General features: G+C 68.1%; 11 protein-coding genes. 8 read left to right on the forward strand and 3 right to left on the reverse strand.

The window, feature by feature from the left end:
• Window positions 1–15: 15 nt before the first annotated feature.
• The 3 genes from AC1DXS_RS01780 to AC1DXS_RS01790 form a co-directional block, all read right to left on the reverse strand.
• On the reverse strand, window positions 16–12,102 hold the full coding sequence (locus AC1DXS_RS01780; RefSeq protein ID WP_477735870.1) for a YDG domain-containing protein: 12,087 nt from the start codon (window positions 12,100–12,102) through the stop codon (window positions 16–18).
• 28 nt (window positions 12,103–12,130) lie between these two features.
• Window positions 12,131–13,858, reverse strand: a complete 1,728-nt coding sequence (locus tag AC1DXS_RS01785; RefSeq protein ID WP_477735871.1) for a ShlB/FhaC/HecB family hemolysin secretion/activation protein — start codon at window positions 13,856–13,858, stop codon at window positions 12,131–12,133.
• A 469-nt stretch (window positions 13,859–14,327) separates the two neighbouring features.
• The gene (locus AC1DXS_RS01790; RefSeq protein ID WP_477735872.1) at window positions 14,328–15,443 is read right to left on the reverse strand and encodes a 5-methyltetrahydropteroyltriglutamate--homocysteine S-methyltransferase; all 1,116 of its coding nucleotides are present in this window, start codon (window positions 15,441–15,443) and stop codon (window positions 14,328–14,330) included.
• Between the two features lie 150 nt (window positions 15,444–15,593).
• Here AC1DXS_RS01790 and AC1DXS_RS01795 point away from each other — a divergent pair, with 150 nt between their 5' ends.
• The 8 genes from AC1DXS_RS01795 to AC1DXS_RS01830 all read left to right on the forward strand — a co-directional run bounded on the left by AC1DXS_RS01795 (window position 15,594) and on the right by AC1DXS_RS01830 (window position 23,299).
• Window positions 15,594–16,688: an aromatic ring-hydroxylating dioxygenase subunit alpha gene (locus AC1DXS_RS01795; RefSeq protein ID WP_477735873.1), complete on the forward strand. Its 1,095-nt coding sequence runs from the start codon at window positions 15,594–15,596 to the stop codon at window positions 16,686–16,688.
• Between the two features lie 5 nt (window positions 16,689–16,693).
• A complete protein-coding gene (locus AC1DXS_RS01800) occupies window positions 16,694–17,467 on the forward strand; it encodes a GntR family transcriptional regulator (protein WP_477735874.1) in 774 nt (257 codons plus the stop codon).
• Window positions 17,468–18,451: a PDR/VanB family oxidoreductase gene (locus AC1DXS_RS01805; RefSeq protein WP_477735875.1), complete on the forward strand. Its 984-nt coding sequence runs from the start codon at window positions 17,468–17,470 to the stop codon at window positions 18,449–18,451.
• A gap of 220 nt (window positions 18,452–18,671) precedes the next feature.
• Window positions 18,672–19,844, forward strand: coding sequence for an ABC transporter substrate-binding protein (locus AC1DXS_RS01810; protein WP_477735876.1), 1,173 nt, complete (start codon window positions 18,672–18,674; stop codon window positions 19,842–19,844).
• A 127-nt stretch (window positions 19,845–19,971) separates the two neighbouring features.
• The gene (locus tag AC1DXS_RS01815) at window positions 19,972–20,844 is read left to right on the forward strand and encodes a branched-chain amino acid ABC transporter permease (protein WP_477735877.1); all 873 of its coding nucleotides are present in this window, start codon (window positions 19,972–19,974) and stop codon (window positions 20,842–20,844) included.
• A gap of 1 nt (window position 20,845) precedes the next feature.
• A complete protein-coding gene (locus tag AC1DXS_RS01820) occupies window positions 20,846–21,817 on the forward strand; it encodes a branched-chain amino acid ABC transporter permease (protein WP_477735878.1) in 972 nt (323 codons plus the stop codon).
• Window positions 21,814–22,590: an ABC transporter ATP-binding protein gene (locus tag AC1DXS_RS01825; RefSeq protein WP_477735879.1), complete on the forward strand. Its 777-nt coding sequence runs from the start codon at window positions 21,814–21,816 to the stop codon at window positions 22,588–22,590. The genes AC1DXS_RS01820 and AC1DXS_RS01825 overlap by 4 nt, the downstream gene beginning before the upstream one ends.
• A complete protein-coding gene (locus tag AC1DXS_RS01830) occupies window positions 22,583–23,299 on the forward strand; it encodes an ABC transporter ATP-binding protein (protein ID WP_477735880.1) in 717 nt (238 codons plus the stop codon). Before AC1DXS_RS01825 ends, AC1DXS_RS01830 begins: the two co-directional genes overlap by 8 nt.
• Window positions 23,300–23,376 lie beyond the last annotated feature (77 nt).

Genomic DNA, 23,376 nt, shown 5'->3' on the forward strand with positions numbered 1-23,376 from the left:
AGAGGCCGGGCACCCTTATTGCCCCTGTCCCGCCTGCGCCACGTCGGCCAGGCAAGCCACGCGGTTGGCTGCGGCCTCGCAATCGGGCTGGGCCGGTGCGCCGGCGTCGCGCGTGTCGGGAAAGCCCGCCAGGCGGAAAGCCGGCGTTTGCGCTGCCTCGGCCAGTTCTGTGGCGGGCCGTATGCCGGCCGCGCGGCGGAAGGCCTGCTCGCGCCTGTCGTCAGCCTCCAGCACCGGCAGCGCCGTGCCGTTGGCAATGCGCGCGTCGCCGGTGCGTTCGGCCATATTGGCCGGCGCCGGCGTAATGCTGGCCGTCGTCGCCGCCGTGGGGTTGACCAGCACATAGTTGCCTGCGTCCGCGCCCGACAAGGTAATGCCGGTGATGCTGACGGGCTTGCCGCTACCGACGGCGGGGGTGTCGAAGTTGCCGGTGGCAGCGCCCACCGTGAGCACATCCGCGCCAATGCGGCCGGTAAATGCGGCGGCTCCGGTCGCCAGCGTGGCGGCCGTGGTGCCGTCCTGCACCTTGTCTGCGGCGGTGATGCCGCTGACGTTGGCGATGGAAGCCGGCGTGATGTTCGCCGTGGTGGCGGTCGTTGTGTTGACGCTGTAGTTGCCGGCGTCCGCGCCCGAGATGGCGATACCGCCGACGTTCACGGTCTTGCCTGTGCCCGCATTCTTGTCGGCGAAGTTGGCGGCCGTGTTGCTGCTTGCCAGCACGTCCCCGGCAACCCGGTTGTCGGAGAGCGTGACCGTGGCAGCGGTGCCGCCGTCATAGACCTTGTTTTGCGCCGTGGCGCTGACCGTGAGGGCGCGCTGGGTGATGTCGGCCGTGGTGGCGGCCGTGGTGTTGACGCTGTAGTTGCCGGCGTCGGCGCCGCTGATGCTGATACCGCCCACGCTGACGGCCTTGCCGGTGCCCACGTTCTTGTCGGCAAAATTCGCAGCAGTGTTGCTGGCGGTAAGCACATCACCGGCAACGCGGTTGTCGCCCAACGTAACCGTAGCGGTGGCGTTGCCGTCGTAGACCTTGTTGTTTCCCGTGGCACTGACCGTGAGGGCACGCTGCGTGATGTCGGCGGTGGTCGCGGCCGTGGTGTTGACGCTGTAGTTGCCGGCGTCGGTCCCGGTGATGCCGATGCCGCTCACGCTGACGGCTTTGCCGGTACCCACGTTCTTGTCGACGAAGTTCGCGGCCGTGTTGCTGGCGGTAAGCACATCGCCGGCGACACGGTTGTCGGCCAGCGTCACGCCGGCGGTGGTGCCGCCGTCGTAAACCTTGTTGCTTCCCGTGGCGCTGACCGTGAGGGCACGTTGCGTGATGTTCGCCGTGGTGGCGGCCGTGGTGTTGACGCTGTAGTTGCCGGCGTCGGTGCCGGTGATGGCGATGCCGCCCACATTGACGGTCTTGCCCGTTCCCACGTTCTTGTCGGTAAAGGCGGCCGAGGTGTTGCTGGCAGTGAGCACGTCACCCGCGACACGGTTGTCGGACAGGGTCACGCCGGCAGTGGCGTTGCCGTCGTAGACCTTGTTGCTTCCCGTGGCGCTGACCGTGAGGGCACGCTGCGTGATGTCGGCGGTGGTAGCCGCTGTGGTGTTGACGCTGTAGTTGCCGGCGTCGGTGCCGGTAATGCCGATGCCGCTCACGCTGACGGCTTTGCCGATACCCACATTTTTGTCGGTGAAGCTGGCAGCGGTATTGCTGGCGGTGAGCACATCACCGGCAACGCGGTTGTCCGTCAGGGTCACCCCGGCAGTGACATTGCCGTCGTAGACCTTGTTGATTCCCGTAGCACCCACCGTAAGGGCGCGCTGGGTGATGTTCGCCGTGGTCACGGTTGTGGTGTTGGCGCTGTAGTTCCCGGCGTCAGCGCCAGTGATGGCGATGCCGCCAACGTTCACCGTTTTGCCTGTGCCGACGTTCTTGTCGACGAAGCTGGCGGTGGTGTTGCTGGCGGTGAGCACATCGCCAGCCAGCCGGTTGTCAGCCAGCGTCACGGTGGCGGTCGTGCCGCCGTCATAGACCCGGTTCTGGCCGGTGGCTGTCACGGCCAGGGCCCGCTGGGTGATGGTCAAGGCGCCATTGGTCTGGGCCAGGGTGTAGTTTTCGTTGTTGGTCACGCTGGTGGTGATCGCCACCGGGCCGGCCGCGACGGCTGTCCTGTCCACCGCCGTGGTGGCGTAGCTCACGCCCACCCCGGCCGCGGTGTCGCCGTCGATCAGGCCGCTGACCACACCGGTCAGCAGCGGGTTGGTGTCGCCGTAGACCTTGGTCTTGTTGTCGGCCGTGACGGTCAGGGTCGGCGCGATGCGGTAAAGGAAGGTGTTGGCGCCGCCGGCCGGTACATAGCTCGCATCGCTGTTGTAACGCTTGCTGTAGCCCGCGACGCCTTCGAGCGTGGCGCCCGGGTCGCCGCTGTAGGCCAGGTAACGGCCGGAAGCGGCCACGATGCCGCCCGCGCCCACATTGTTGATGAGCTGGCCGCCGGTGCTGACGCCGGCCGCATTGGAGCTGCCGGCCTTGAGCACCACCGCGTCGCCCGTCGCCGAAGAACTCACGGCGTTGTTCAGCGTGAGGTTGGAGGCCGCGCCCGTGGTTTCAATTTTGACCGTGCCGCTGGCCGTCACGCCGGCGGTAGCGCCGACGGTTCCCACGATCAGCGCGCTCGCCTGTTTGTAGTCCACGCTGGCAGCATTGGCTGCCAATGTGGTGACGGCATTGCCCGCGTTTGCGAGGGTGTAGGCACCGGCCGCGCCCGTCAGCGCAAGGCCTGACGCCGCGATGGCGCCTGACTGGCTGACGGCGCCGCCCGAGGACAAGCTGGCATTGGCTGTCGTGGCGATGCCCGCCACGTTGTATCCGCCGGCGGTGCTGTATTGGATGGCGCCGGCCGCGTTGGCGGTGTCCGCGGCATTGCGTGCCTGCAGGTTAACCGTGGTGTTCGTATTACCGGCGTTGTTCAGCGTGATGGCTGCGCCCGCATTGACCAGTGTTTTGACATTCAGGGTGCCGGCTGTGATGTTGCCGGTGCCCGCCGTCTGGGTGACCGCGCCCGCCGCCACCAGGTCCAGCGTGCCGCTGCCCACATTGGAGGCCGTGGCGCCCACGCCCAGGTTGACGGCGCCGGTGCTGCGCACAAAGGCGTTGGCATTGCCGGCGGTGTTGACGCTGAGGTTGGTTGCCGAGATGTCGATGCCGTTGCTCGCGTCGGTGCCGATCTGGCCGTTGGCGTTGAGCGAAACATTCTGCGCGGTGATGGTTTGCACACCTGCATCGGTGATGGAGCCGGCATTGAGCGTCAGGGTCTTGCCGGCCAGGGCGACCGGCCCGCCGATTGTCATCACACCCGTGCTGGCCGTATCGCCAATGACGATAGGGCCAGTGGCGCCAGTGGCAAAGGCGGTGATTTCCGCAGCCGTGAGGTCAAAGCCGGCAGCACCCGCCAGCGACATGGCACGGCTCGCAGTCTTGGCCTTGAGCGTGAGCACGCCGCTGGTGGTGAGCGCGTTGTTGCCGGTGTTGGCGGCGATGGCGACCGTATCGGCCGTGATGGTGATGGGCCCGCTGCCGGCAGCCACGTCGATGTTGGCGTTCTGCGTGTACGTGCCTGTGCCGGTGTCAATGGCCACGGCGTTGTTGGTGGCGGTGATGTTGCCCGCCACCGTTGTGCTGTTGTTGCCGTTATTCAGCGCGAAGCCGCCCGCCGCCGTGATGGCGTTGAGGGTGGTGATGTTGTTGGCCTGGGTGCCGAGGTTCAACGAGCCCGCGCCGGTGCCGGCCACTGCCAGTGAGGCGGCCGTGACGGCGCCCGACTGGGTGATGTTGCCGTTGGATTGCAGCGCCAAGGTGCTGGTGGTGTTGACAGCGGCCACGTCGAAGCCGGTGGCGTCGCGGTAGGTGATGGCGCCGGCTGCATTGGCCGTGTCCGCGGCATTGCGCGCCTGCAGGTTAACGGTGGCGGCCTCGTTGCCAGCGTTGGTCAGCGTGATGGCGGCACCGGCATTGACCAGCGTCTTGGCCGACAGCGTGGGTGCGGTGATGGCGCCCGTCTGGGTGATGGCACCGCCGGCGGCCACCGTGAGGCTGGTGGCGGCCGTGGACGTACCCAGCACGATGCCATTGCTGTCGCGCAGCGAAACGTTGTTGCCGCTGGTGACGGCCACGCTGGAGAAGTTGTTGCCGGCGTTGGCCAGCGTGATGTCGTTGACCGCACCGGCCGCCAGCGTGGTGGCGCCGGTCACGGCAAGCGCGCCGGTTTGCGTGATGGCGCCGCTGGTGTTCACGGCCAGCGTGCCCGAGATGGTGGACGCGCCCAGCGCCAGCGCGTTGGCGTCCGCGAGGCTGACGTTGAGCCCCGACACCACTGTCACGGCGCCGGTGAAATCATTGCCCGCATTGTTCAGCGTGATGTTGTTGCCGGCGCCCGCCGTCAGGGTCGCGGTGGTGGCCTTGATGGCGCCGGTCTGCGTGAGGGCGCTTCCCGCCGCCAGAGTCAGCGCATTGACGTTGAGTGCGCCGTTGAGGCTGATGTCGCCGGTGTCGGCGCCGGCGGTGGTGGCCGTCAGTGAGGTGGCACCGGTGACGCCTGCCGAGGCGCCGCCTATGGCGCCCACGGCGATGTCGTTGGCGGTCACGGTCAGTGCCGACAGGGCCAGGCTCGCGCCGGTGGTGCCGTTGATCGCCACGTCACCGTTGCCTGCCTGCAGCACCAGCGCACGGCCTGAAACCAGGCTGTTGACCGCGCCGTCCAACTGGATGTTGGCGCCTACGCCCGCGCCGGCATTGCCGCCGCGCGAGTCCAGCGTGATGCTGGCCGCGTTGAGCAGGGCATCGTCCTTGATGCGAATAGTGCCGCCAGCGCCCGAGACCGCGCCGCCGACCTGGTTGCCGCCCAGCGCCGTGAGGCCGCCGGCCAGCGTGACGGTGGGCGTAGCGCCCGCCGCATCGAGCGTGATGCTGCCCGCGTTGCCGCCTGCTGCCACGCCCGTGCCGCCATTGCCGCCTGAGGTGACGATGGCGGCGACCGACACATTGCCGCCGGTGGACGCCAGCGACACCGCCGCGCCCTGCCCGCCGGCCTGGTTGGCACCCACGCCGTTGCCGCCGATCGCGCTGAGCGTGCCGGTGCTGCTGATGGCCGCCGTGGAGTTCACGGTGATCGCACCGCCGTTGCCGCCCGCACCCGTGGTGCTGCCGTTGCTGCCGTTGGCGGTGATCGCGGCCGTGGTAACGCCCGCGCCGCTGACGCTTACCGTGCCGGCATTGCGGCCGTTGGCTGTGCCGGTGGTTGCGCCGCCGCTGGTGGTGATGGTGCCGACCGTCGCGATGCCGCCTGCGGCGGAGGCACTGACATTGCCGCCGTGGCCCGAGGTGCCGCCCGTGGTGGTAAGCGTGCCGGTTGTGAGGTTGCCCGCGGCATTGCTCACGCTGATGCTGCCCGCCGTGCCGCCCGCCCCGGTGCCCGCCGCATTGCCGCTTTGCGCGGCCAGCGCGCCTGTCGTGACATTGCCGGCCACCGTGTTGGCCAGGCTGATGCTGCCGGCATTGCCGCCGTCGCCGTTGGTTGTGCCGCCCGCGCCGCCGTTGGCGGTGATAGCCGCCGTGGTGACCGTTGCGGTTGTTGTGATGTTGACGGCCGCGCCGCTGCCGCCTTTTTCACTGGCGCCGGCCGCTGCCGCGCCGCCGGAAGCGGTGATGGTGCCTGTGCCCATGTTGAGGCCGGCGCCGCTGATGGTGACGCTGCCCGCATCGCGGCCGGCCAGGCCGCTGACCGTGGTGCCGCCGCTGGTGTTGATGTTGTTGTTAAGCACGGACACCTGGCCCAGCGCCGACAGGCTGAGGTTGCCGCCATTGCCCTTGGTGCCGCCGCTCGTGGTAATGGCCGCGGCAGAGAGAGTTCCCGCCGCCGCGGTGTTGGCCACCGAGATGCTGCCTGCCGTACCACCCGCACCCGTGCCCAGCGCATTGCCGGTTTGCGCCGTCAGCGTGCCTGTACTGATGTTGCCGCTGCCGCTGTTGTTGACGGTGATGCTGCCGGCGTTGCCGCCGGCCGCGTTGGTGCCGGCCGCCGCACCGCCGTTGGCCGCCAGATTGGTGACTGTGACGCCGCTGTTGCCGGTGAGGGAAATCACCGCGCCGTTGCCGCCGGCCTGATCGCCGGCCAAGGTGCCATTGGTGCCGCTGGCGGTCACCGTGGTGCCGGTCAGCAGTCCACCTGTGGCCTGCAGCGTGACGGCGCCTGCATTGCGCCCGGCCGTGCCCGCATTGGCTGTGCCACCGCTGGCGGTGACGGCGCCCGTCGTCAGCACGCCGGCTGTTGAGGTAGCGCTGATATTGCCGCCGTTGCCATTGGCGCCGCCCGTGGTGGTCAGCGCGCCCGCCGTGACCGCCGTGCCCGTCAGCGTGATGCTGCCGGCTGTGCCGCCCGCGCCTGTGCCGGTTGCGCCGCCGGTCGAGGCCGTAATGCCCGCGGCGACACCCAGGGTACCGCTGCCGGTGATGCTCACCACGCCGGCGTTGCCGCCGGCCTGGTTGGCGCCCAGGCCCACGCTGCCGCTGGCGGTGATGGCGCCCGTAACCGAGCGGTTGACGCCTGTGATGTTGATGTTGCCGGCGCTGCGGCCGGCGCCGGTGCCACCGGCCAATACCGTGCCGCTGGTGTTCAGTGTTCCGGTGACCGTGACGCCGGCCTGCGAAGCCAGCGTGACGGCACCGCCGTTGCCACCCGCCGCGCCGCTGCTGTCAATGGCGCCCGTGCTGAGGTTGGCGCCCGCGGCGTTGTTGGTGACGCTGATGCTGCCGGCCGCGCCGCCGGCGCCCGTGCCCACGGCTGCACCGGTGCGCGCCGTGAGCGCGCCCAGCGTGATCGCGCCGGTCGTGGCGGAATTGTTCTGCACGCTGATGCTGCCGGCGTCGCCGCCGTCACCGTTGGTTGTGCCGCCAGCGCCGCCGCTCGCCGTGATGCCAGCGGTGGTTACGGCGTCAGTGCTCGTGATGCTGATGGCCGCACCGCCACCGCCTTTTTGGCTGGACGTGGCCGCTGCCGCGCCGCCGCTGGCCGTGATGGTGCCTGTGCCCATATTGAGGCCGCCACCGCTGATGGTGACCGTGCCGGCATTGCGGCCGGCCAGGCCGTTGGTGGTGGCGCCGCCGCTGGTGGTGATGCTGTTGTTGGCGGTGGCAATCTGGCCCAGTGCCGACAGGCTGACATTGCCGCCGTTGCCTTTGGTGCCGCCTGTGGTGGTGATGGCCGCGGTGGACAGGGTACCGCCGGCGGCCGTGTTGGCTACGCTGACGCTGCCGGCCGTGCCGCCCGCGCCCGTGCCCAGCGCGTTGCCGGTTTGCACGGTCAAAGTGCCGGTGCTGACGTTGCCGCTGCCGCTGTTGTTGACCGTGATGCTGCCGGCGTTGCCGCCCGCCGCATTGGTGCCGGCCGCTGCGCCGCCGCTGGCCGCGAGGTTGGTGACCGTGATGCCGGTGTTGCCGGTGATGCTGATGGCCGCGCCATTGCCGCCGGCCTGGTCGCCCGCCAGCGTGCCATTGCTGCCGCTTGCGGTGACAGTGGTTGCTGTGAGCAAACCGCCTGCGGCCTGCAGCGTCACACTGCCTGCATTGCGTCCCGAGGTGCCCGCATTGGCCGTGCCGCCGCTGGTGATGACGGCGCCTGTCGTCAGCACGCCGGCTGTTGACGTGGCGCTGATATTGCCGCCGTCCCCGTTGGCGCCACCCGTGGTGGTCAGCGCGCCGACGTTGAGCGCTGTGCCGCCCAGCGTGATGCTGCCGGCTGTGCCGCCCGTGCCTGTGCCGGTGGCCGCGCCCGTGGAGGCGTTGATGGTGTTGGTGCCCAGCGTGCCGCTGCCTGCGATGCTGACCACACCGGCATTGCCACCGGCCTGGTTGGTGCCCAGGCCAGCGCTGCCGCTGGCCGTGATGGCTCCCGTGACGGAGCGGTTGGCGCCGGTCACCGTGATGTTGCCGGCGCTGCGGCCCGCACCGGTGCCGCCGGCCAATACCGTGCCGCTGGTGTTCAGTGTTCCGGTGACCGTGGCGCCTGCCTGCGAGGCCAGCGTGACCGCACCACCATTGCCGCCGGCACCACCACTGCTGTCTATGGCACCGGTGCTGAGGTTAGCGCCGGCCGCGCTATTGCTGACGCTGGTGCTACCGGCCGCGCCGCCCGCGCCTGTACCCGCCGCTGCACCTGTGCGCGCCGTGAGCGCGCCCAGTGCAATGGCGCCCGTCGTGGCCGAATTGTTCTGTACCGTAATGCTGCCGGCATCGCCGCCGTCGCCATTGGTCGTGCCGCCCGCGCCGCCGCTGGCGGTAATGGTGCTGATGGTCACGGCATCGGTGCTCGTGATGCTGACGGCTGCACCGCTGCCGCCCTTCTGGTTGGACGTGGCCGCTGCCGCGCCGCCGCTGGCCGTGATGGTGCCCGTGCCCATGTTGAGGCCGGCGCCACTGAGGGTGACCGCGCCGGCATTGCGGCCGGCCAGGCCGCTGACCGTGACGCCGCCGCTGGTGTTGATGTTGTTGTTGAGCACGGACACCTGGCCCAGGGCCGAGAGGCTGACGTTACCGCCGTTGCCCTTGAGCCCGCCGGTGGTGGTGATGGCCGCGGTGGAGAGTGTTCCTGCGGCGGCGGTGTTAGTGACGCTGACGCTGCCGGCCGTGCCGCCCGCGCCTGTACCCAGCGCATTGCCGGTCTGCGCGATCAGGGTACCGGTGGCGATGTTGCCGCTGCCGCTGTTGTTGAGGGTGATGCTGCCGGCATTGCCGCCGGCCGCGTTGGTACCGACCGCCGAGCCGCCGCTGGCCACCAGGCTGGTGACCGTGATGCCGCTGTTGCCGGTGATGGAAATCGCCGCGCCGTTGCCGCCGGCCTGGTCACCCGTGAGGGTGCCGTTGGTGCCGCTGGCGGTGATGGTGGTGCCGGTGAGCAGGCCGCCCGTGGCCTGCAGTGTCACACTGCCTGCATTGCGTCCCGAGGTGCCCGCATTGGCCGTGCCGCCGCTGGTGATGATGGCGCCCGTCGTCAGCACGCCGGCCGTCGAGGTGGCGCTGATATTGCCGCCGTCGCCATTGGCGCCGCCCGTGGTAGTCAGCGCGCCGGCCACGACCGTTGTGCCGCTCAGTGTGATGCTGCCGGCCGTACCGCCGGTGCCTGTGCCGGTGGCGCCGCCGGTCGAGGCCGCGATGGCCACGGTGCCCAGTGTGCCGCTGCCGGTGATGCTGACCACACCGGCATTGCCGCCGGCCTGATTGGTGCCGTTGGCCGCGCTGCCGCTGGCCGTAATGGCGCCGGTGACGGAACGGTTGACACCCGTGATGGTGACGTTGCCGGCGTTGCTGCCGGCGCGCGTGCCGGCAGCCAACACGGTGCCGCTGGTGCCCAGGGTACCGGTCACGGTGACGCCGGCCTGCGAGGCCAATGTGACCGCGCCGCCATTGCCGCCCGCGCCGCCCGCGGTGTTGATGGCGCCGGTGTTGAGGTTGCCGCCGGCCGCGTTGTTGGTGACGGCCAGGCTGCCGGCTGTGCCCGCAACGCCGGTGCCGGTGGCCGCGCCGGTTTGAGCCGTCAGGGCACCGGTGACCAGGTTGCCGCTTCCGCTGTTGGTCACGGCGATGGCGGCGGCATTGCCGCCTGATGCATTGGCACCCGCACCGGCCCCGCCGCTGGCGCTGATGGCCGCACCGGCGATGCCGCCTGTCGCGGTGATGGAAACCGCGGCCGCATTGCCGCCGTTGCCGGCCGTGTTGGCGCCGGTGCCGCTGGCCGCAACAGCGCCCAGCGCGGTGATGGCGCCGGCTGCCGTGATATTGATCGCGCCGGCATTGCGGCCCGAGGTATTGGCCAGCGTCCCGCCGCCGCTGCTGGTGACAGTGCCCGCGCTCAGTGCACCGGCGGAGTTGAGCGCGACCGAACCACCGTCGCCGTTGGCGCCGCCGGTCGTGGTGATGTTGCCGGTGCCCAGGCTGGCGCCGGCGGCGCTGTTGGTGACCGAGATACTGCCGGCCGTGCCGCCCGCGCCTGTGGTCACAGCATTGCCGGTGCTCGCGGTGAGCGCGCCGATGGCGATATTGCCGGCGCCGCTGTTGGCCACGCTGATGCTGCCCGCGTTGCCGCCCACCGAAGGGCCGGCGCCGCCACTGGCGCCGCTGGCCGTGAGGGTGCCGGTAGCGCTGATGCCATTGGTGGAGGTAATGCCGATGTTGCCGCCGGCGCCGCCGGTTTGCCCCGCGCCCGATCCGGCGGAGCCGTTGGCCGTGATGGCGGCAACCGTGACGCCCGCACCTGTGATGCTGACGACACCGCCGCTGCGGCCGGGGTTGCCGGCGCCGGCCGCACCACCGGTGGCGGTGATGGCGCCGGCCAGGTTGATGGTGCCGGTGGCGTTGAGGGTGACGTTGCCGGCATTGGTGTTGGCCGCCCCGGTCGTGGTGATGGTGCCGGCCGCGGTGCTGGTGATGCTGGCGGCGGAGAGGTTCACGCCGCCGGAGGCCGTCAGCGCGGCATTCAGGGCAATCGTGTTGCCGGCTTCAAAACGGACCTTGTTGCCCGCCGTCATGGCCAGTGCATTGGCCAGCGTGATGTTGTTCGTGGCTTGCAGGTAGAGCTCGCTGTAGCCGGTGACGTCGGCGACCTGGATGGTGTAGGTGCTCGCGGCCGGTGGGTCGGCGAAAGCCACGTCGGGCGTGCCGTCGGCATTGTTGGGCGGCGAGGGCTGGACCGAGGCGTTGAGCAGGATGTCCTGCGGGTCCAGCAGCACCCGCCCTCCGGTGCCGGCCGGCGCGGCCACGTCAACGCTGCCGTGCAGGTCCAGCTGCTGTTTGCCCGAGACCTCGACAAAACCGCCGTCACCGCCGTTCACACCACCGCGTGCGCTGATGGCGCCGCTGTGGCGCGTATCACCGTCGGCCCAAACCACCACCTTGCCGCCGTTGCCGCTGTCGGTCGCGTCGGCGCGCACCGTGGCGCCCGCCGCGACGTAGGTGCGCGAGGCGTTCTGCACGGCCGCATTGCCGCCCTGGTAATCGCCGCCCACCAGCGCGGTGCCGCCGCCCGCGGCGCCGGACACATTGATGGAAGCGCCGCTGTCGAGCGCCACCTTGTCGCCCAGAACCTGCACCGTGCCGCCGCTCTGGCCTGCCGCCGCGCCGCTGGCGTCCAGCGTGCCCGAAACATGGACCACGCCGGTGCCGCCGCCGCTCAGCACAATCGTGCCGTTGCGCTCCACCGCCGAGTTGGCGCGTATCACGCCGGACTGGTTGATGACCGTCGCCATCGCATCGCCCATGGCGCTGGCCAGCACGGCCACCTGGCCGCCCGCGGCGGTGATGCTGCCGCTGTTGTTGATCGCTGCCTGCGCGGCCGCGGCGTCCACCGAGAAGCGCACCAGCCCCGCGCCTGAAGCGTCAACCGACACACGCGAGCCTGCCAGCAGGCCAACGGAGCCGGCCTCGGCGCTGATGGCTCCGGCGTTGGTGACCTGCGGCGCGGCCAGCAGCACATAGCCGCCGCGCGCGGCATTGATGCTGCCGTAGTTGCTGACGGCGCCCGTGCCCGTGCCGCTGAAGCTGTAGCGCCCGGCCATGAAGTCGCCGTTGCCGATGTCCAGGCTGGAGGCGACCAGGCCGCCCACATTGACCTGCGCGCCGGGCGCGAACATCACGCCCGACGGGTTGACCAGAAAGACCTGGCCGTTGGCACTGAGCGAGCCGAAGATGGAAGAGGCGCCGTTGCCGATGACGCGGTTCAGCGCGACGGACGATGCGCCGGGCTGCACGAACTGCATGGACTGGCCGGCGCCGATGTTGAAGCTTTGCCAGTTGAGCACGGCCTTGTCGCTGGCCTGGTTGACCACCATGGCATTGGCCGAGGGCGTGCTGACGCTGGCCTGGCCGGCCACGACTTGCGCGCCTTCGGGCAGCGCGGTAGCCCAGGGCGAGACGGCGGCCAGCAGCGTTGCAAGCAGCTGCGACAGGCGGCGGCCGCTGCGGATGCGGTAGGTGGCGCGCAGCTTGCGCGAGATCCTGACCACCACGGTGCGCACAGCCCAGGGGCGGTAGGTGGCGTGGGTGCTGGATGCAGTGGCGGTCATGATGGGCATTCGGAATGAAGGGGGTGTACTAGAACCAGGTCTGGGCCGACAGCCAGGCGCGCGGTGCGCGGTCCGGGTCGCCGGTGGAGGGTTGCGCGGGCGTGGTGCGCCAGGCCAGGTAGCTTTTGATGAGGAACTTGCCGGGCCGGCCCAGCGTGGCGCCCACGCCGAAGGAGCCCAGGCTCAAGGTGTTGGTGTTGCCGGGCACGGTGGCGCCGTTGCGGTTGAAGTGCACGCGCCCGAAGTCGTAAAAGGCGAGCAAGGTCAGCGGCTCGCCCCACGGCGCTTGCGGGAACTGGTAGCGCGACTCCAGGTTGAGCAGGAAACCCGTGTCGCCCACGCCTTCGCCCACCGGGTAGCCGCGCACGCCGTTGGGCCCGCCCAGCACCATTTTTTCGGCCGAGCTGAGGTTCTTCGAGGCGAGCTGGGCCTGGGCCGCGAAGTGAACGCTGTAGGGCGCATCGAAAAACTGCGAGCGCTGGAATTCCAGGTTCAGCTTGCTGAAGCCGCCCGCCGTGCGCAGGCCGCCCAGGCCGTCGTCCAGGGCCTGGTCGGCCGCATTGAGCGTGAGGCGGCCAAAAGTGAGGTTGAGGGCATAGTTGTTCAGGCCGCTGCCGCCCATCGCTTCGTCGACGAAATTGCCCGCCAGGCCCAGCCTGAGCGCGGTGATGTCGCGTTGGCTTTTCAACGCGGGCGTGCGGGTTTCATCGACCAGCTTTTTTTGTTCCGCGCTGACGAAGCCGTATACATTTGTGCCGCGCCCGCGCACCAGGGGCTGCGACAGGCTGATGCCCGCGATGTCGGCGCTGCCGCTGGCGCCCAACGCCTCGAACTGTTTGCCCAGCGCGTAATCGAGCCGCGCCAGGCTCAGGCCCAGCCGCGTGCCGGAGTTGCCCACCGGCACGGTGTAGCCGAGGCGATACAGGGCGGAGCCGGCTTGGTCGCTGTGCTGGGCGCTCAATGCCACCACGTCGCCGCGACCCAGCAGGTTGTTGATATTGGCGTTGAGCACGGCGCGCACGGCGCCGGCGGTGCGTGCGCCGTGGTTGTCGATGCTGACGGAGCCGTCCATGCGCGGGCCCTTGGCCTGGACGGTGACCAGCACATCGGCCTGGCCCAGGCGCTCGCCGGGCTGGACGGTCGCGGCGGCCTCAAAGCCGGCCAGGTCGCGCAGCAGCAGCACGGGTTTGTCGAGCGCGTATTCGGTGACGGCGTCGCCGGTCTTCAACTGGCCGGCCACCAGGCTTTCGGCGAAGGCCTGCGAAATGCCGGAGCCTTCCACGCGCACCGTGACGCGGCCCACGTGCGCTTCAAGAACGGCGATGGTGACGCTGCCGCCCTGGGCGGCGAAGGCCTGCTCAGGCAAATAGGCCTGCGTGAGCAGGTAACCCTTTTGCCGGTAATAGGCGCTGACGCTGTTGGCCGCTTCGCTCAAGCCGGCCATGTCGGTGGGCTGGTTCAGGCGGGACGCGAGCAGGGCAGCGAGCAGCTCGCTGGAGAACACCGTGTTGCCGGTGAAGTTGAAGGCCGCCGGTGTGATGCGCGCGGCACCGGGGGCGGGTGGCGTGGCCTGGGGTGGCCGCAGCTCCAGCGGCGGCTCGCTGCGTTGCGGGAGCATGGGCAGCGACCCCGGCGACTCGAGCAGGATGCCGGCGTCCGGCCGGACTTGCGCCAGCGCAGGCGCAGCCCCGGCGGCGCAAGCAGCCAATACAAACCAGACCGAAGCCCGGAACATCAAAACAGCAGGACGGGACAAGAGCAAACCCTTAAGCCAGAGTGCAACAAAATGTTGTAGACCGGTTGTAGTCTTTTGGGTTCATTCTGTCCAACAGTTTCCCTGTTCAGAACATATGTTTAGCGCGTATCTGTTTGTTTTTTCACACTTTTTTGATGAGAACCGATGTTGAGCCCCGGCACCCGCCCGGGCATCCGAGAGTTGTAACAAATGTCTTTATCGACCTTCGCGGCCGCCCGGCCTAGGCATCGCCTAGGGCAGATCAATTGGCGAGCGGCTTAGTTATTCTCTATCGTTCAATGAAAGTCAATCTATTGAAGCTATTTTCAAGCCATCCCAAGGAGAAGCCGATGACTGAGCTTGTATGCGCCAATTTGCCAACGCTGAAGAAAACCGCCAGCTATTACGTGGTGCACGTGACGGTGGCGGCGCTGGGGCGGCCGGCGTGCGGCCGGCGCCCGAGGGGTTGAGCGCGGCCGCGGGATACAGCTCAAGCCGTGCCCCAGACCTCTTGTGCCGTTTCGACCACCAGCCGCAGCTTGTTGCGCTGCGCCTCGACGGCGATGTTGTTGCCGTGCACCGTGCTGCTGAAGCCGCACTGCGGTGACAGCGCGAGCTGCTCCAGCGGCGCGTATTTCGCGGCGTCCTCGATGCGGCGCTTGAGGTCGTCCTTGCTTTCCATTTCGCCGAACTTGGTGGTGACCAGGCCCAGCACCACGGTCTTGCCCTTGGGCAGGTAGCGCAGCGGCCGGAAGTCGCCGCTGCGGCTGTCGTCGTACTCGAGGAAGTAGGCGTCCAGGTCCATCTCCTTGAGCAGCGCCTCGGCCACCGGCTCGTAGTTGCCGGCCGCGGCGTGGGTGCTTTTGAAGTTGCCGCGGCACAGGTGCATGGCCAGGGTCATGCCGGCGGGTTTTTGCGCGACCACCTTGTTGATGAACTTGGCGTAGCGGTGCGGCAGTTCGTTGGGGTCATCGCCGCGCTGGCGCGCCGCTTCGCGCATCTTCTCGTCGCACAGGTAGGCCAGGTTGGTGTCGTCCATCTGCACATAGGTGCAGCCGGCGGCGGCGAGGCTGCGCAACTCGTCGCCATAGGCCTTGGCCACGTCGTCGTAGAAAGACGGCTCGAGTTCGGGATAGGCCTCCTTGCTGATGCCGGCACGGCCGCCGCGAAAGTGCAGCATGGTGGGCGAGGGAATCGTGACCTTGGGCGTGTTGCCGGCGCTGACCTGGCTTTTGAGGTACTGGAAGTCGGCAAGCTGGATGTCCTTGACGTGGCGCACCTTGTCGATCACGCGCATCACGGGCGGCGCCAGTTCCATGCTGCCGTCGGGCCGCTGTATGGTGACCGGGATGTCGGTCTTCACGCCGCCGATCTGCTCGAGGAAGTCGATGTGGAAGTAGGTGCGGCGGAATTCGCCGTCGGTGATGCTTTTAAGGCCCACGTCTTCCTGGAACTTCACGATCTCGGTGATGGCTTGGTCTTCAACCTTGCGCAGCTGTTCGGGCGTGATCTGGCCCTTGGCTTTTTGCTCGCGGGCTTCCAGCAGGTATTGCGGGCGCAGGAAGCTGCCGACGTGGTCGTAGCGGGCGGGTAGTTTGGCGGTCATGGGATGTCTCCAGGGTTGGCGAATTGGCAAATACAGGCACCATGGTATTCCAGCTGGAAACTACCTCATTGAATACAATGACTCAGGATTTACCCTGAATTTTGGCCTTTTACTTGGCTTTTTGGCTCTTTATGTATACATTGAGTATCCATGGATGCCAAAAAACCCACTTTTCCGCTCAACGCCTGGTATGCCGCCGCCTATGACGTCGAGGTCGGCCGCAAGCTGCTGGCGCGCACGATTTGCAAGCAAAAGCTTGTGATGTTCCGCCGCACCGACGGCCAGGTGGCCGCGCTGGAAGACGCCTGCTGGCACCGGCTGCTGCCGTTGTCCATGGGCAGGCTGGACGGCGATGAGGTGACCTGCGGCTACCACGGCCTGGTCTACAACGCCCAGGGCCGCTGCACCCATATGCCCAGCCAGGAAACCCTGAATCCCTCGGCCTGCGTGCGCGCCTTTCCGGTCGTCGAAAAGCACCGCTTCGTCTGGATCTGGCCCGGCGACCCGGCCAAGGCGGACCCCGCGCTGGTGCCCGACATGCACTGGAACGACGACCCGGACTGGGCCGGCGACGGCAAGCTCATCACCGTCAAATGCGATTACCGCCTGGTGGTGGACAACCTGATGGACCTGACGCACGAGACCTTTGTGCACGGCTCCAGCATCGGCCAGCGCGCCGTGGCCGAAGCGCCCTTTGTGGCCACGCACGGCGACCGCAGCGCCACCGTGACGCGCTGGATGGAAAACATAGACGCACCGCCTTTCTGGGCCGGGCAGATCGAGCATGCGCGCGGCTACAAGGGCAAGGTGGACCGCTGGCAGATCATCCGCTTCGAAGCGCCCTGCACCGTGAACATCGACGTCGGCGTGGCCGAGGCCGGCTCGGGCGCGCCGCCCAAAGACGGACAGCCCGGCGACCGCAGCAAGGGCGTCAACGGCTTTGTGCTGAACACGGTGACACCCGAGACCGACGGCAGCTGCCACTACTTCTGGGCCTTCGCGCGCAACTATTGCCTGGGCGAGCAGCGCCTGACGCACCAGCTGCGCGAGGGCGTGGCCGGCATCTTCCGCGAGGACGAGCATGTGCTGGAGGCCCAGCAGGTCGCGATCGAGGAACACCCGGACCACCAGTTCTACAACCTCAACATCGACGCCGGCTCCATGTGGGCCAGGCGCCTGATAGACCGCATGATCGCGCAGGAAGCACCGCCCGCGCCTGTGATCCCGATACGCCTCGCGGCCTGAACTCCATGGTTAAAGCAGTCCCCACGGCCAATGCCGGCAATGCACCCGCCCCCAACAGCCTGGAAAGCGCGCAGGTGAGGGCGCAGCTGCAGCTGCGCGAGATGATCCTGGCGGGCGAGCTGCCCGGCGGCGCGCGCATCGCCGAGCTGTCCATCGTCGAAAAGCTGGGCGTTTCGCGCACACCCATACGCGCCGCGCTGATGCGGCTGGAGCAGGAAGGCCTGCTGGAGTCACTGCCCAACGGCGGCTTCGCGGTGCGCACGTTTTCCGAACGCGACGTGTCCGAAGCGATCGAGCTGCGCGGCACGATTGAAGGCCTGTCGGCACGGCTGGCCGCCGAGCGCGGCGCGCCCACGGTGGTGCTGGGCGAAGCCCGCGAATGCCTGAACCGCATCGACGCAGTGCTGAGCCAGCCGGCGCTGAACGACGAGGCGTTTTCGGACTACGTGGCGCTCAACGAGCGCTTTCACGCGCTGCTCAGCGAGATGGCGGGCAGCGAGGTGATCGCGAAAGAACTGGACCGTGTGTCCAGCCTGCCGTTTGCCTCGGCCTCGGGCTTTGTGGTGGTGCAGGCCAACTCGCCGCGCGCGCGGGACATGCTCATCGTGGCACAGGACCAGCACCGCCAGGTGCTGGATGCCATCGAGCAGCGCGAAGGCTCGCGCGCCGAAGCCATCATGCGCGAGCACTCGCGCCTGGCCCAACGCAACCTGCGCGCCGCCGTGGCCAGCCACAACCTGGACCAGATGCCCGGTGTGCGCCTGATCAGAAAGAAGTGAATGAAAGCAAACTCCAGCTGGACCGACGCGGTCATTGATTCTTTTGAAGACCTCACGCCGACCGTGCGCGAGTTCCGCATACGCCCCGCGGACGGGCAGGGCGTGCCGCGCCACGACCCCGGCAGCCACCTGCAGGTGCAGCTGCTGGTAGGCGGCAGGCCGCAGCAGCGCTCCTATTCCCTGGTCGGCGAGCCCGATGGGCAAACGTGGCGCATCGCGGTCAAGCGGCTGGACGACGGCCGCGGCGGCTCGCGCGCAATGTGGCAACTGGCCGCCGGCGACCGGCTGCAGCTGAGCGGGCCGCACAACCATTTCCCGCTGGACCTCAACGCGCCGGCCTACCTGCTGGTGGCCGGCGGCATAGGCATCACGCCGCTGCTGGGCATGGCCCAAACGCTGGCGGGCCGGTGCGCCCAATCGGGTCGGCCGCTGCGCATGCTGTACGGCGTGCGCAGCGAAGCCGAGCTGGCTTACGGCCAGGCGTTGCAGGCCTGCCTGGGCCCGCGGCTGCAGGCGGCCGTCGACGCGCGCATCGATTTCGCCGCCGAGATCGCGGCCTTGCCGCCGGGCGCGCAAATGTATGTCTGCGGCCCTGTGCCCATGCTGGACGCGGCGCGCCATGCCTGGGAGGCCTCGGGCCGGCCGGCGACCGACCTGCGGTATGAGACCTTCGGCAACAGCGGGCGTTTCGCACCGCAGGCCTTCCGGGTGCGGATTCCGCGCCATGCGCTGGACATCACCGTGCCGGCCGACTGCAGCCTGCTGGACGCGCTGGAGCTGGCCGGCGTGGAGGCGGTGTCCGACTGCAAGCGCGGCGAATGCGGCCTGTGCACGCTGGACGTGCTGGCGCTGGACGGCGAGATCGACCACCGCGACGTTTTTCTGAGCGAACATGAGAAACAGGGGAACACGCGGCTGTGCGCCTGTGTCTCACGGGTGGTCGGCTCGGTGACGCTGGATTCTTCCTACCGGCCTGATCTTTGACAAGGCAACTTGTGTGCGATCACCGGGCCATGCGCGCGATGATCGCGCAACGTCGGTGAACAGGCATCAAACCACGGGATGACCCGCGACAGAATAAAACCCAATGGTGTTCGCATAAAGAACATTTGTGCAGATACCGCACTCAGACTAGACTCGCAGCGTTTTGCAGCCGCATGCCGGGACGCAGCGGCAAGCATTGAAAAATCACCAGGAGACAAACATGAAAAAACGTAGCTTTCTTACCGCTGCCGCGCTGGCGGCCGCCACACTTGCCGCCGGCCCCGCGCTGGCCCAGGACAACACCTTCAAGATAGGCCTGATCCTGCCGATGACGGGCCAGCAGGCCACCACCGGCCGGCAGATCGAGGCGGCCGCACGGCTTTACATGGCGCAGAACGGCGACACCGTGGCGGGCAAGAAGATACAGCTGATCGTGAAGGACGACACCTCGCTGCCGGACACCACGCGCCGCCTGGCGCAGGAGCTGGTGGTCAACGACAAGGTCAACGTGCTGGCCGGTTTCGGCATCACGCCCTCGGCCCTGGCCACCGCGCCCATCGCGACGCAATCGAAGACGCCTATGGTGGTGATGGCGGCGGCGACCTCCAGCATCACGCAGGCCTCGCCCTACATCGTGCGCAGCAGCTTCACGCTGCCGCAGGTCTCGGTCGCGCTGGCCGACTGGGCACCCAAGAACGGCATCAAGAAGGTGGTCACGCTGGTGTCCGACTACGGCCCCGGCATAGACGCCGAAAAATTCTTCAAGGACCGCCTGACCTTCAACGGCGGCGAAGTGACCGACGCACTGCGCGTGCCGCTGCGCAACCCCGACTTCGCGCCCTTCCTGCAAAAGGTGCGGGACAACAAACCCGACGCGCTGTTTGTCTTTGTGCCCTCGGGCGCGGGTGCGGCGGTGATGAAGCAGTTCCTCGAGCGAGGCCTGGACAAGGCCGGCATTCGCCTGATCGCCACCGGCGATGTGACGGACGACGACCAGCTCAACGACATGGGCGACGGCGCGCTGGGCGTGGTGACATCGCACCACTACTCGGCGGCGCACCCTTCGGCCGCGAACAAGAAGTTTGTGGAGGCTTTTTCCAAGGCCAACAAGGGCTTGCGGCCCAACTTCATGGCGGTCGGCGGCTATGACGGCATGCGCGTGATTTATGAGGCGCTCAAGACCAGCAAGGGCCAAGGCGGCGGCGACGCGCTGCTCGCGGCCATGAAGGGCCAGCTGTTTGAAAGCCCGCGCGGCAAGATTTTCATCGACGCGCAGACGCGTGACATCGTGCAGGACGTCTACCTGCGCAAGGTCGAGAAGAAGGACGGCCAGCTTTACAACGTGGAATTTGACGTGATCAAGGACGTCAAGGATCCAGGCAAGAGTAAGTAACCCCCGAAGCGCCGCTTCGCGGCGCCTCCCCCCTGCTGGGGGCAACCTCTGCGGCCCGGCAAAGCCGGTTCCGCGCCGTTCCTGGCATGGACCTCTTTCAAGCAAACACTGATCCTGCGGCCAAAGCATGCTGACCCTTCTTTTTGACGGTATCGCCTACGGCATGCTGCTGTTTATCCTGGCGGTGGGCCTGGCGGTGACCATGGGCTTGATGAATTTCATCAACCTTGCGCACGGCGCCTTCGCCATGGCCGGCGGCTACATCACCGTGCTGCTGATGCAGCATTTCGGCGTGCCCTTTTTGGTGTGCCTGCCGCTGGCCTTTATCGGCTCGGCGCTACTGGGCGGCGTGCTGGAGCGCACGCTGTACCGGCCGCTGTACAACAAGCCGCACCTGGACCAGGTGCTGTTTTCCATCGGCCTGGTGTTCATGGCGGTGGCCAGCGTGGATTACTTCGTGGGCTCGACCCAGCAGATCGTGCAGCTGCCGCAATGGCTCAAGGGCCGCACCGAGATCGGCAGCGGCGCCTGGATGCTGGGCATGGGCCACTACCGGCTGTTCATCATCGCGGTCTGCGCGGCGCTGACGGTGGGCCTGCAATACCTGCTGGCGCGCACACGCTTCGGCAGCCGGCTGCGCGCTTCGGTGGACGACCAGCGCGTGGCGGCCGGCCTGGGCATCAACGTCAACATCGTGTTCCTCTCGACCTTCGCCGTGGGCTCGGGTCTGGCCGGCCTGGGCGGCGCGCTGGGCGCCGAGGTACTGGGCCTGGACCCGGGCTTTCCGCTGAAGTTCATGATTTATTTCCTGATCGTGGTGGCCGTGGGCGGCACCTCCTCCATCACCGGGCCCTTGCTGGCCGCGCTGCTGCTGGGCATCGCCGACGTGGCGGGCAAGTACTACATCCCCAAGCTGGGCGCCTTCATCGTCTACAGCCTGATGATCGTGATCCTGATCTGGCGGCCGCAGGGCCTCTTTGTGCGCAAGGGAGGCAAATAGCATGAGCAACACCCAGACATCGCTGCTCAAGAGCAGCCGCTGGAAACCCTGGGAGCCGGTGCTCTGGCTCATCGCCTTCGCCGCGCCGGTGCTGATGCCCAGTCACGCCTCCCTCATCAACGAGATCGCCATCGTCGCGCTGTTCGCGGTGTCGCTGGACCTGGTGCTGGGTTACACGGGCATCGTCTCGCTGGGCCATGCGGCTTTCTTCGGCATAGGCGGTTATGCGGCGGCGCTGTTTGCCAAGCTGGTCATGCCCGACCCGCTGCTGGGCCTGGCCGTGGGCATCACCACGGCCACGCTGCTGGGCGCCCTGTGTTCGCTCACCATCCTGCGCGGCAGCGATCTGACCCGGCTCATGGTGACGCTGGGCGTGGCGCTGATCCTGCTGGAGCTGGCGAACAAGCTCGACTGGTTGACCGGCGGCGCCGACGGCTTGCAGGGCGTGGTCATGGGCCCGCTGCTGGGCCGCTTCGAGTTCGACCTCTCGGGCCGTACGGCTGCCTATTACTCGCTGGCGGTCTTGCTGATTCTGTTCATGTTGATGCGCCGCCTGGTGCATTCACCGCTGGGCGCGACGCTCAAGGCCATACGCGACAACCGGCTGCGCGCCATGGCCATCGGCATTCCGGTCGCGTCCCGGCTGGCGGTGGTCTACACGGTGGCAGCGGGTGTGGCGGGGGCGGCCGGCGCGCTGCTGACCCAGACCACCGGCTTCGCTTCGCTGGATTTGTTTGAGTTCCACCGCTCGGCCGACGTGCTGCTGATACTGGTGGTGGGCGGCGTGGGCTGGCTGTACGGCGGCGTGGCCGGGGCGATTGTGTTCAAGCTGATGCAGGACGCGCTCTCGTCGATCACGCCGCAGTACTGGACCTTCTGGATAGGCCTGTTCCTGGTGGTGCTGGTGCTGGTGGGCCGCGAGCGCCTGGTCCGGCCCTGGACCTGGCTGCCGCAGCGCGGAGGCCGGCCATGAGCGGCCCGACACAGGACGCAGTGCTGTCCGCGCAAGGCCTGGTGATGCGCTTCGGCGGCATCACGGCAACCAACAATGTGAGCCTGAACCTGCGGCGCGGCGCGCGCCATGCGCTGATAGGGCCCAACGGCGCGGGCAAGACCACGCTGGTCAACCTGCTGACGGGCGTGCTGCAGCCCACCGAGGGCCGTATCCTGCTCGAGGGCGAAGACATCACGCGGCTGGCGCCGCACCAGCGCGTCAAGCGCGGCATGGTGCGCACCTTCCAGATCAACCAGCTTTTCGATTCGCTCACGCCGCTGCAGACGCTGGCCCTCACCGTGTCGCAGCAAACCGGGCTGGGCACAAAATGGTGGCAGGCGCTGGGGCGCAACCGCGCCGTGGCCGAGCGCTGCGAACAGTTGCTGGAACAGTTCCACCTGACGGAGGTCATGGACCAGCCGACGCGCGTGCTGGCCTACGGAAAGCGCCGCCTGCTGGAAATCGCCGTGGCGCTGGCCTGCGAGCCGCGCGTGCTGCTGCTCGACGAACCCGTGGCGGGCGTTCCGGCCGGCGAGCGCGAGGAGCTGCTGCAAACCGTGGCCGCGCTGCCCGCCGATGTGTCGGTACTTTTGATCGAGCACGACATGGACCTGGTGTTCAGCTTCGCCACCACCATGACGGTGCTGGTCAACGGCACGCTGCTGACCGAAGGCACGCCCGAGCAGATCGCGGCCGACCCGCAGGTCAAGGCGGTCTACCTGGGCCATGGCGAGGAGGCAGTCCATGGCTGAGCTGCTCAAGGTCGACAAGCTGCGCGCCGGCTATGGCGAGGCGGTGGTGTTGCACGAGGTCTCGTTCACGCTGGGTGAGGGCCAGACGCTCGCGCTGCTGGGCCGCAACGGCACGGGCAAGACCACGCTGATCAACACTCTGGCGGGCGCGACGCGCCAGCACGGCGGCGCCATCTCTTTCGGCGCGGGCGCGTCCATGGTGGCCCTGCACCGATTGCCCTCGCACGAACGCGCGGCAGCCGGCATAGGCTGGGTGCCGCAGGAGCGCAACATCTTCAAGTCGCTGACGGTGCACGAAAACCTGACGGCGGTGGCGAGGCCCGGCAAGTGGAACCCGGATGGCGTGTACACCATGTTCCCGCGCCTGGCCGAGCGCAAGACCAACCTGGGCACGCAGCTGTCGGGCGGCGAGCAGCAGATGCTGGCCGTGGGCCGGGCGCTGGTGCTCAACCCCAAGCTGCTGCTGCTCGACGAACCGCTGGAAGGCCTGGCGCCCATCATCGTGGAAGAGTTGCTGCGCGCCATACGCCGCATCACGCGCGAGGAGGGCCTGAGCGCCATCATCGTGGAGCAGCACCCGCAGGCCATCCTGGCGATTTCCGACAGCGCCGTGGTGCTGGACCGCGGCATGGTGGTGCACACGGGCACAGCCCAGGCGCTGCGCGAGCAGCCTGAGCGCCTGAACCACTTGCTGGGTGTGGCGCGTTGAACGGACGGGCCGCGCACCCGGCCGCTCCGTTCAGTATTTCGCGCTTAAAGCGCCCAAAAAACATCTACGCGCTGTTA

The organism is Polaromonas sp. P3_B1 (genome assembly GCF_056402935.1).

Excerpts from the sequence above, each read along its gene's own strand:
- AC1DXS_RS01780 (WP_477735870.1), bottom strand. The coding sequence starts at position 12,102 with ATGACCGCCACTGCATCCAGCACCCACGCCACCTACCGCCCCTGGGCT.
- AC1DXS_RS01790 (WP_477735872.1), bottom strand. The coding sequence starts at position 15,443 with ATGACCGCCAAACTACCCGCCCGCTACGACCACGTCGGCAGCTTCCTG.
- AC1DXS_RS01795 (WP_477735873.1), top strand. The coding sequence starts at position 15,594 with ATGGATGCCAAAAAACCCACTTTTCCGCTCAACGCCTGGTATGCCGCC.
- AC1DXS_RS01800 (WP_477735874.1), top strand. The coding sequence starts at position 16,694 with ATGGTTAAAGCAGTCCCCACGGCCAATGCCGGCAATGCACCCGCCCCC.
- AC1DXS_RS01805 (WP_477735875.1), top strand. The coding sequence starts at position 17,468 with ATGAAAGCAAACTCCAGCTGGACCGACGCGGTCATTGATTCTTTTGAA.
- AC1DXS_RS01810 (WP_477735876.1), top strand. The coding sequence starts at position 18,672 with ATGAAAAAACGTAGCTTTCTTACCGCTGCCGCGCTGGCGGCCGCCACA.
- AC1DXS_RS01815 (WP_477735877.1), top strand. The coding sequence starts at position 19,972 with ATGCTGACCCTTCTTTTTGACGGTATCGCCTACGGCATGCTGCTGTTT.
- AC1DXS_RS01820 (WP_477735878.1), top strand. The coding sequence starts at position 20,846 with ATGAGCAACACCCAGACATCGCTGCTCAAGAGCAGCCGCTGGAAACCC.
- AC1DXS_RS01825 (WP_477735879.1), top strand. The coding sequence starts at position 21,814 with ATGAGCGGCCCGACACAGGACGCAGTGCTGTCCGCGCAAGGCCTGGTG.
- AC1DXS_RS01830 (WP_477735880.1), top strand. The coding sequence starts at position 22,583 with ATGGCTGAGCTGCTCAAGGTCGACAAGCTGCGCGCCGGCTATGGCGAG.